This window comes from Pedobacter sp. UBA4863 (assembly GCF_002399615.1).
In the GTDB taxonomy this organism is placed as follows: Bacteria; Bacteroidota; Bacteroidia; order Sphingobacteriales; family Sphingobacteriaceae; genus Pedobacter.
The window spans coordinates 138,435-148,189 of the sequence record NZ_DHDZ01000036.1; the positions used below are offsets into that span (position 1 = coordinate 138,435).

Sequence of the window (9,755 nt, forward strand, 5' to 3'; positions counted from 1 at the left end):
TGGTGACACCAAACTATAGCTATGGGCTGTAGGCGGGTGGTGACACCCGCCTATGTATTTATTCTTATTGAAATTTAAATAGCTTCTTAATAAATGACCCCGAGGCAAGCCTCGAGATATTGGTGGAAAACTGTCTAATTTTTAGCCTTATGAAAACTCTTCGTTTTCAAACTTTCCGCTTTTAACCCCGGGGCAAGCCCCGAGGCATTATCCGAATAGAGATCTCAAAAGTTTTTAAAACGTTTCTTCGTCAGCTCTTGGTGCTTCTTGTCCCTTTGGTTTTTTCTTTAAACCAAAATTATCTTTTCCGAAACGGTAAGAGAAGGTTAAAGAGCCCATATTGGCCGGCATAATTCTGCCAAAACTAATTAGGGTAGAGTTAGTGGTGCTTTCCATTTGGAATTTACGAGTGCCAAAAAGGTTTCTAACATTGAAGCTTAAACTGGCATTTTTGTTCATCAAATCCATTTTTGCACCTGCATCAAAGCCGTACATGGCTTTAAATATACCTTGCGCCAATACTTCTTTTGAGCGGTAATCTGCCCTAAATTGTAACGATAGGTTTTTGGCAAGCGATATATTGTTGGTCATGTTAACATTGTAGCTAAGGCCTTCGTTATCTAGTGTCCCAAAACTTGGAACGCCTTCTACCTTGCGGTGGTATAAGTTAAAATTGGTAGTGAAGTTCCATTTTTTTACTAGATCAAACTTTCCAATAAGCTCTACGCCCGTACTGGTGCCGCTGGTTAAATTTTCTGGAACGGTTAGCGTTACGCCTTTTTCGTCGGGTTCAGATCTTAATCTTTGTATCAGATCGTTGGTTTTGCGGAAATAAGTGCTGCCAATAAATGTTGCCTTTTTAAAGAACTTGCTATAACTTAATTCAAAAGCATGCACATCTTCTGGCATTAAGTTTACATTACCTCTTCGGTGGTTTAACGGGTTCGACACGTCTAAGAAGGGGTTGGTGTCCCAGCCTCTTGGCCTATTTACCCTTCTGCTGTAGTTTAACTGAATTTGCTGGTCGTTTTTAAGTTTCTGTGTTAAAAACATGCTGGGGTATAAACGTGTATAGGCTATTTTGCCCGGCGTATAGTAAATATTTTTATTTACATCGTAGGCGCCCATTTCGGTATTTAAATTGGCATCTTCGCCCCTTAAACCAACTTGGTAGCCAAAATTGCCAATGGTATTTTGGTAATTTACGTAAACAGCATGTATGTTGTCGGTACTGCTAAAATCGTTGCTCAGTGTTCTGCTAAATACATAGCTATTGTTAATTAACGAATCGGCCACGGTGCTGCTGTTCGATTTGTTTACCTGACTGCGGTAGCCGGTTTCTAACTTGCCCGCCTTGCCCAGTGGTAACGTATAATCTAACTGAACATTAAAGTTCTTGTTGTCTCTTAACCTATTGGTTTTTTGCTCGTCGAGCGGTAAAGAGGTATTTGCGCCATTTACAAAATACTTTTCGGTAAAATAGTTTTCATAACTGTTGTTACTGCCCTTGCCCACACTTAAATTAAAAGTAAGCTCTTGTCCTGGCTTCTTAAATTTTTGCGAGAAATCTAAAGCTGCATCGTATGATTTGTTTTTTTCATTTTGAAGATTGTTCCTGTTACTTAAATTAAGCGGACTGTTGCCAACTCCATATTCATTTACAGCCATCCATTCGTTCTCATCGCCACCTCTGGTGTTTAGCCCGCCAGACAAACTAAGTACACTTTTTGGCGCTACATAGTAATCTGCTCCAATTTTTAAGCTATGCCCTTTGTTTAAATCGGTTTCAGTGTTGTTTTGAGAGGCGTTATTAATGTTGTTGATGGTGTTTTTATAAGTGATGTTGTTATACCCAGACCTAGGCCTGTTGTTATAACGATAGCCATAATTGGTAAACAAGTTTACTTTTTGGTTTTGGAAACTCATGCTAGCATTTCCGTTGTAGTTGTCTCTATTACCGGCCGTTAATGCAAGGTTGCCATTAAAGCCCAGCTTTCTGTTTCTTTTTAAAACAATGTTGATGATGCCCGCTTGTCCCTCGGCATCGTATTTTGCAGATGGATTGGTAATTACCTCGATAGTTTCGATAGAGCTTGCCGGGATAGATTTAAGAATTTGTGCCACATCGCCACCAGCTATTAAAGATTGTTTGCCATCTATTAAAACCTTTACCCCGCTTGCCCCCCTCAACGAAACATTTCCGTCCATGTCTGTCTGTATCGAGGGTACGTTTTGAAGCACATCTGTAGCGTTGCCGCCCTCGCTCACTAAACTCTGCTCTACAGAAAAAACCTTTTTATCTATGCCCAATTGCATTTCGGTTTTTTTAGCGGTAACAGTTACCTCGTTTAGCACATTGCCTTTACCGCCTTTCATTTTAATAGTACCTAGGTTGATGTTTTTTAAAGCGCCAGTTATAGCAATCGAATCTCTCACCATGGTTTGATAGCCAATATAGCTCGCCCTAAAAGTATAAACACCGTTGGCCAAATTAGGTATGGTGAAATTACCGTCTAAATCAGATTGAACAATGCTAACTTGGGCTTTTGTTTTTCTGTCTGTAAGCACAGCAGAAGCATATGGAATAGTCTCGTTGGTTTCGGCATCTACTATTTTGCCGCTAATTTTACCAATATTATTGGTTTGGCCATAAATTTTTACAGTTGCAATACAAATACCAGCTATTAATAAAAGAACTTTGCGCTTGATCCTATACATTTAAAATTGAGGTTTGTTATTAAGAGGGCAAATCTCGTTAATTAAAGGTTTAAAAAAAGGGCGTAACTATTTTATTACAGCTATTTTATGATTAATTACAGTAATATTTTTGATAAAGAAGCGCTAGACTACACTAGCTACAGGAATTTGGTAGATGAGCTTTTGGCTAAAGGCGAAACTACTGGTCCAGACAATTCAGAAGCCATGTTGCATTATACGAAAATGAATGTGCAACGTATGAACCGTGTAGATAAAACTACCGTATTGGGCGAAGAATTATTGTTGACACTGCAAAAGATCGAAGGTAAATATCGCTTTTTGGTAATTATTGAAGGTTGGTGTGGCGATGCTGCCCAAATTGTGCCGGTTATTAATAAAATAGCTTCGGCTGCGCCAACTAAATTTGATTTAAAGCTTGTTTTACGTGATAAAAATTTGCCATTAATTGATGCGCATTTAACCAATGGTGGTAGAGCAATCCCGGTATTGTTAATTTTAGATGAAGCAGGTAATTTGGTTTTGCCCAAATGGGGCCCCAGACCTGTTGCCATACAAAATTTAATGATTGAGTGGAAGAAAGAAGGCTTGGAAATGCCCGAATTGGCTGAAAAGCTACATGGTTGGTATGCAAAAGATAAAACAGTTGCTACCCAGCAAGAGTTGAACGAGCTGTTGAAGCAGTTACGTTAATAGTTCGTCATTCTGGCGATGAAGATTCATAGTACGTCATTTCGAACGTAGAGAGAAATCTAGCATTCTTAATGCAGTTTGTTAGATTTCTCCTTATTCTTCGTTGAAATGATGGGAAGGTGTCTATCTCAACCTTTCAATAATATCAGCTATTGCTAACTTTTCTTGCTCGCCACTGGCCATATCTTTAAGCGTAAGTAAGCCACTTTGCATTTCCTCGTCGCCAATTAAAATAACGTAAGGAATGTTTTTCCCATCGGCATAGCTCATTTGTTTTTTAAGCTTCGCTGATGTTGGATAAAGCTCGCTAGCAATATTTGCTTCTCTTAATTGTTGCAACAATGGTAAGGCGTATAATTCGGCTTTTTCATCAAAATTACTGATGAGTACTTTGGTGCCTTGTTGTGCAGAAGCAGGGAAGAGGTTGAGTTCTTCCAATACATCGTAAATTCTGTCGGCTCCAAACGAAATGCCTACGCCTGTTAAATCTTTCAAACCGAACATTCCGGTTAAATCATCGTAACGACCGCCGCCGCCAATACTGCCCATGGCAACCTCGTTGGTTTTAACTTCGAAAATGCAGCCTGTATAGTAGTTTAAGCCACGAGCTAGGGTAATGTCAAGCTTGAGATTTGAGATTTGAGACTTGAGATTTGCAACATAGTCGAAAACTTTCTCGATTTCTTCAATACCTTTTAAGCCAACTTCAGAACTTGCTAAAACAGATTTTAAACTTGATAGCTTTTCTTCATTCGAACCTTCCAACAATATCACAGGTTTCAGTTTTTCGATATCTGCATCGGTAAAGCCACGCTCTATTAGTTCTTTGCTCACCCCATCTAAGCCAATTTTGTCAAGCTTATCAATAGCCACCGTCATAGCTACAATAAGTTCTGGTTTGCCAATAATTTCGGCAATACCGCTTAATATTTTACGGTTGTTAATTTTAATATCGAAATCTTTTAAACCTAAGTTGGTTAGAGCTTCGTGGTAAATTAGAATAAACTCTGCTTCGTTCAATAGGGAAGGTGAGCCAACTACATCGGCATCGCATTGGTAAAACTCTCTATAACGACCTTTTTGTGGCCTATCGGCACGCCAAACGGGTTGCACTTGGAAACGTTTAAACGGAAACGTAATTTCGCTTTGGTGCATCACCACGTAACGGGCAAAAGGCACCGTTAAATCGTAGCGTAAGGCTTTTTCCGAGATTAATGTTAGGATATTTTTCGAGTTGAACTCAAAGCTTTGGTCTTTCAGTTTTTTGTTTTCGGCTTCTTTTAAATAATCGCCAGAGTTAAGGACTTTGAAAATCAGTTTATCGCCTTCATCGCCGTATTTACCGGTTAAGGTTTGCAGGTTTTCCATGCTTGGTGTTTGTATTTCTGCATAACCATATTTCTTGAAAACCGTTTTAATGGTGTCGTAAATATAATTGCGTTTCACCATTTCTATTGGCGAAAAATCTCTGGTTCCTTTTGGTAAGCTTGGCTTGGTAATAGACATGGAGGCAAAAGTACAAAAAAAGGTGTAAGGTTAACGTTTTGAAGATGGAAGGTTGCGCTCTAGTCTCGAAGAATTTGAAGCACAGTTCCAGTTTTTATTTAAATGTTAGCTTCTGCCATCTGCTTTATTTCGTTACGCTCATGCTCGCTACTGTTAGGGCTAAATAAAAAAACCTGTGTACTAAAACCTACAACTCTCTTAAAACTTCAATAATAGATTTAGCAGTGTAAGCATTTTCTACAGATTTGGTTGCAAATATCATAAAATACTTATAATTATTTCCTGCTTTTTCTGCCCACACCCTGCCTAGTTCTCGTTTGTTTCTGCTATCATCGTTATCTAAATGGTCGCCTTTGGTTTCAATTAAAATGATATTCTCCTTATGTGTTTTGATGATAAAATCTGGGTAATGGTTGTTCTGAAAACCGTTAATGAAAAATCCCCTGCCACGAGATAAATTTCTATGCCAAAATTTAATGTTTTCTAAAACAGCAATCTCCATAATCATTTTTTGCTCAAGTGTATTCATGTCGTCTTCTCGCTCATAGAGTGATTTTGAAAGCGGAATGCTTAATCTTATTGGCGTAATTTTTTCGGGAAATGAGAAATTGGCGTGCACTTTTATTTTATTGCTTGCAATCAATGTTTTAAATCTATTTTGAGCATATCCATCCAAAAACTCCTGAATTTTATTTTTAAGCTTCTGTACATAAATAAAATCATTATCAATTACGTCACGTATTTGCTCTGCCGATAGATTTTCGAAAACTCGACTTACATACTTTGATAATTCTTGTTGTTTTATGGGATACATATCGCCCAATTTGGCCACAATTATACTGCTGATCTGTGTAAGTTGCGATTGTTTTGGTTTTGATAAAATGGTGTCTATCAGAATATTTTTTGCCCTTGTATTTACGTTCCCAACCTCAACTGTTCCTTTGCTTTCTACAAAATCTACGGCAATGATATCTTTCGAAATCTCATCGAATGCTACTTCAGAACCATAAATAGAAAGTTTAAAGCCATCTAGTAGTTTAATTTTATGTAAAAGCTCCCAATCTTCGTTCAGTTCCTCAAAAATCACGCTGTGTAATTCGTCTTGTTTTTCAATAAAAAACTGTGGCAATCTCAACTCATTTATATCTTCCCGAAACTGTGCATCAACGTTATATTGTTTAGGTTGTTTTTTCATTACATCGGTAAAAAGAGAAATATTTTCATCAATATCGGTTTGATTTAGTTTTTCTTCGAATGCTTCGCCTTGCTTGGTTGCTTGTGCAGTTAAATCAGAAAGAAGAGGATTGTTTTGCGCAATGGTACTTAATGTAACCACTTCATTAGGGTTAAACGCTACCTGAGCAATATCAAAATCTTCATCAGATTTTTTACTATATGTCTCTTGCGGCTCCTCAAACAAATTTTGTTGTAAAATTTCGTTTGGTGTTAGTGCTACTTCGGATTGTTCTTGTGCAAAATAATCGTTTTTACTAAAGCCTGCATCTTGCAAGCCTTTTACAATTTTATCTAGCGTTTCGTTAAACTTTGCCGAAGCGGTTAGTACAAAAGACATATTAAGCAAGGGGTTTTCGTGTTTTACCACGTATGGTTGTCGTAAAACCCTGCCTAAAATTTGTTCTACATCAACTGACGAACTTTTATCTGCTAATGACGCCAATATATAGGCATTAGGGCAATCCCAGCCTTCTTTTAAAGCATTTACCGTAATAATGTACCTAACAGGGCATTCTTTACTATTTAGGTTAATACCCTTCAGTTCATCAATATTGCTTGTCTTTATTTTTATCTGCTCTTCTGGGATTTGCAACTTTACCAACTGTTCTTTTATTTTTTGAAAAGTAGTGTTGCCTTTACCTTGGATGTTTGATTGTGCCTGAAACAAAATAATTGGACGAATATGTTTTCCAGTTTCTTTCTCTTCGGCTTTTGCATGCAATTCGAGCTGTCGTTGCAAATGCAAAGCACTTGTAATTACCTCTTCTTTTTTATGATGATTGTAAACAATAACTGGCAATTTTACCATGTTTTCCTTTTTCAATGCCAATGCATTTACAAAAGAAATAATGTTGCTACTTTCTTTTGGCGTAGCTGTTAAATCTAAAATTAGCGAAGGATTAAGGTTTTGTAACATTTCCTTACTCAAATCACTTTCGGCATTATGGCTTTCATCTACAATAACCACAGGATTTAGACTGCGTATGATATTAATTAAAGCAGTTTCGTCTGTGTCTGGTAAAAGGAAATCTTTATTTACTATCGTACCTCTAAAAGTTTCTAATGCTCCGTTTTCTTGATATACTTTTCTGTCGTCTTGTTTGCGAGAGTTTACCCGCAAACTGCTAAAATTGAACACAAAAATATTTAACTGCTCAGTTACTGACGATGGGTTGAAATTGGCACCTTGCAACAACTGCTCTTTTTCATAAACCTCTACACGATTGCTGAACAAGCTGTTTAGTTTTTCGCGGTACGGATGATGCGGATTGGATAAGTTTTTAACCGTTTGTTGTAACAAATTTGACCATGGCACCAACCACACAACCGCTTTTGGATTGCCTTTATTAAAATGCTTGTTAATGCTGTGTAAAGCATTAACGGCTATAAAAGTTTTGCCACCGGCAGTAGGCACTTTTATGGCAATATGCACTGCGTTTGGCACATGATCCACATAGGGTTTCATGCCTGTAAACGAACCGTTTAATTGCGGGCTATAAGCAACACCTAGTTTATCTTCCCAATATTTGGCAAATGCTTTTGCAGGTGTTGGGTGTTGCTGTACATGATCTAAAAACTCTTCTAAATCTTTGATTACCTTTTGTTGATAGGGCTTTAATTCCATTGCTTACAGTTTTGAAATGTCACGTGGAATTTTTTTGAATACGATGTGATATTTATCCATCAGTTTTTCGTTGAGTAAACATACATCGGCATAAATTACATATTGAGATGCTTTGGTTTTAAGCCTGCGCAAAAAGGTTTCGTCTAAAGTGGTTAAGTTATTCTTTTCGTAGTAGAAATAATAGGCCGTACCATTATTAGTGCCCAACAAATACATTTCTTCTTGCTTTTGATAAGCATCTTTGGTTTCTGCAAACCAAACGTATTCTCTAATTTTTGTTTCGTCAACAATTTCGTTGAGGTTGTTGTCTTCGTTAAAAAGTGGTTCACCTAAAGTATAGTAATCAAAGCCTCCTCCGGTTCCTTCTTTATCTGCATAACCTTTAATTACGCGTTTTACCCTTTCTGCCGTAATTGTTTCGGCATAGTCTTCCATTTCTATTAAAATGAACTTACGGTTGCCACCATCTTGTTTATTGAGATTTAGAACTGCATGGGCTGTAGTGCCGGAACCAGCAAAACTGTCGAGAATGATAGAGTTTTTATTTGTGCCTAACTGAACAATCCTTTCCATCAATTTGACAGCCTTCGGTGTATCAAAAGGCAAATCACTTTCGGCAAAAATTGATTTAATTTCTCTTTTTGCATCTTGAGTATGTCCAACTTCTTGATAAGTCCAAACAGTCATTGGAGTAATACCTTCTTTAACCTCATTCAGAAATCTTTTGATTGATGGAGTAGCATCTCCTTTACTTCCAAACCAAATTCTATTATCTGCGCAAAATTCTTCAAACCTATTTTTATTCAACCTCCAGCTATAACCTTTGGGTGGAAGAATTTTTCGACCTGATGGAGTTGTTATTTCGTATATATTTTCTTGTATTGGCGGGCCAACGCTTAAATCGCTTGATTTCCAGAATCCCCTTGCATCATTATCTAAATTTTTATACCTATCATTTGCCTCCACACTTCTTTCAAGCCCGTTCATTTCAAAGAGCTGACTATTTTTTGAATAGCAGAGTACAAAATCATGGTTTTGAGAAAATGTCTTTTTTAGATTAACAGGCGAATATGCTCTTTGCCAAATTATATTTGAAACAAAATTCCCAGCCCCAAATATTTCATCCATCATCAACTTTAAGTTCGCTTGCTCATTATCATCTATAGAGATAAAAATAGCACCATCATTAGCTAATAATTTATGTAGCAGTTTTAAGCGAGGGTACATCATACACAGCCATTTATCATGCCGTGTTAAATCTTCACTTTCTTTACCTACAACTTTAGCAAACCATTTTTGTATTTGAGGCGAGTTTACGTTATCGTTATACGCCCACCCTTCGTTGCCAGTATTATATGGCGGGTCTATATAAATGCATTTTACTTTGCCTTCGTATTTCGGTAATAAAGACTTTAAGGCTTCGAGGTTATCACCATTGATAATGAGATTGTCACCATCAGTAGGGGTTTCCGTTTTTCCATTTTCTGAAAAACCATATTGGTGGTTAAGTATCTTGTACGGAACTTCTAAATGATGGTTAATGATTTTGTTTTTACCAATCCAATGGAGTGTAGGCATATATTTATTGCACAAAAAAAGCGTGGGTTAGTTACCTTACTCGTATTCTGCGGGATTCGACGCCCGTACCTACAAAGCAAAGCAACGCCCACGCTTTTGGCATGAACGTTAGCTTAAACTTCCCTGTAGGTACTTTGAATTGTCGAATTTTCAGAATACAGGTTTTTTCGCTAAACGCTTATTTTATATGTCTTTTTTAGTTTTATCTATAGTTTAGTTTTTGATGCTGGTAAATATAGTTTTTAAACGGTTATAAAAAAAGTGGCTTTTGCTTTCTTAAGCTAAAATTAGATTGCCACTCCACATGAAAAATTGGCTTCGCAAAGATGCCATAACGAAAAGCAAATTGATTAAAAATAAAAAAAGCTTCTATAAAACTGAGAAACTGTTTAAATTTCAATAA

The 9,755-nt window shown here is 37.1% G+C and carries 5 protein-coding genes; 1 reads left to right on the top strand and 4 read right to left on the bottom strand.

The window, feature by feature from the left end; translation table 11 throughout:
* Positions 1 to 234 precede the first annotated feature (234 nt).
* Positions 235 to 2,718: an outer membrane beta-barrel protein gene (locus B3I52_RS09030; RefSeq protein WP_293300522.1), complete on the bottom strand. Its 2,484-nt coding sequence runs from the start codon at positions 2,716 to 2,718 to the stop codon at positions 235 to 237.
* 87 nt (positions 2,719 to 2,805) lie between these two features.
* Between B3I52_RS09030 and B3I52_RS09035 the strand changes: the two genes are divergently transcribed.
* Complete coding sequence (locus B3I52_RS09035; RefSeq protein WP_293300524.1) at positions 2,806 to 3,408, top strand: thioredoxin family protein; 603 nt, start codon at positions 2,806 to 2,808, stop codon at positions 3,406 to 3,408.
* A 123-nt stretch (positions 3,409 to 3,531) separates the two neighbouring features.
* Here B3I52_RS09035 and hisS read toward each other — a convergent pair whose 3' ends face one another.
* The 3 genes from hisS to B3I52_RS09050 form a co-directional block, all read right to left on the bottom strand.
* Positions 3,532 to 4,914 (bottom strand): histidine--tRNA ligase, encoded by a 1,383-nt coding sequence (hisS, locus tag B3I52_RS09040; RefSeq protein ID WP_293300526.1) that lies wholly within the window; start codon positions 4,912 to 4,914, stop codon positions 3,532 to 3,534.
* Between the two features lie 187 nt (positions 4,915 to 5,101).
* A complete protein-coding gene (locus tag B3I52_RS09045) occupies positions 5,102 to 7,774 on the bottom strand; it encodes a DEAD/DEAH box helicase (RefSeq protein WP_293300527.1) in 2,673 nt (890 codons plus the stop codon).
* A gap of 3 nt (positions 7,775 to 7,777) precedes the next feature.
* Positions 7,778 to 9,352 (bottom strand): site-specific DNA-methyltransferase, encoded by a 1,575-nt coding sequence (locus B3I52_RS09050; RefSeq protein ID WP_293300529.1) that lies wholly within the window; start codon positions 9,350 to 9,352, stop codon positions 7,778 to 7,780.
* Positions 9,353 to 9,755: the final 403 nt, after the last annotated feature.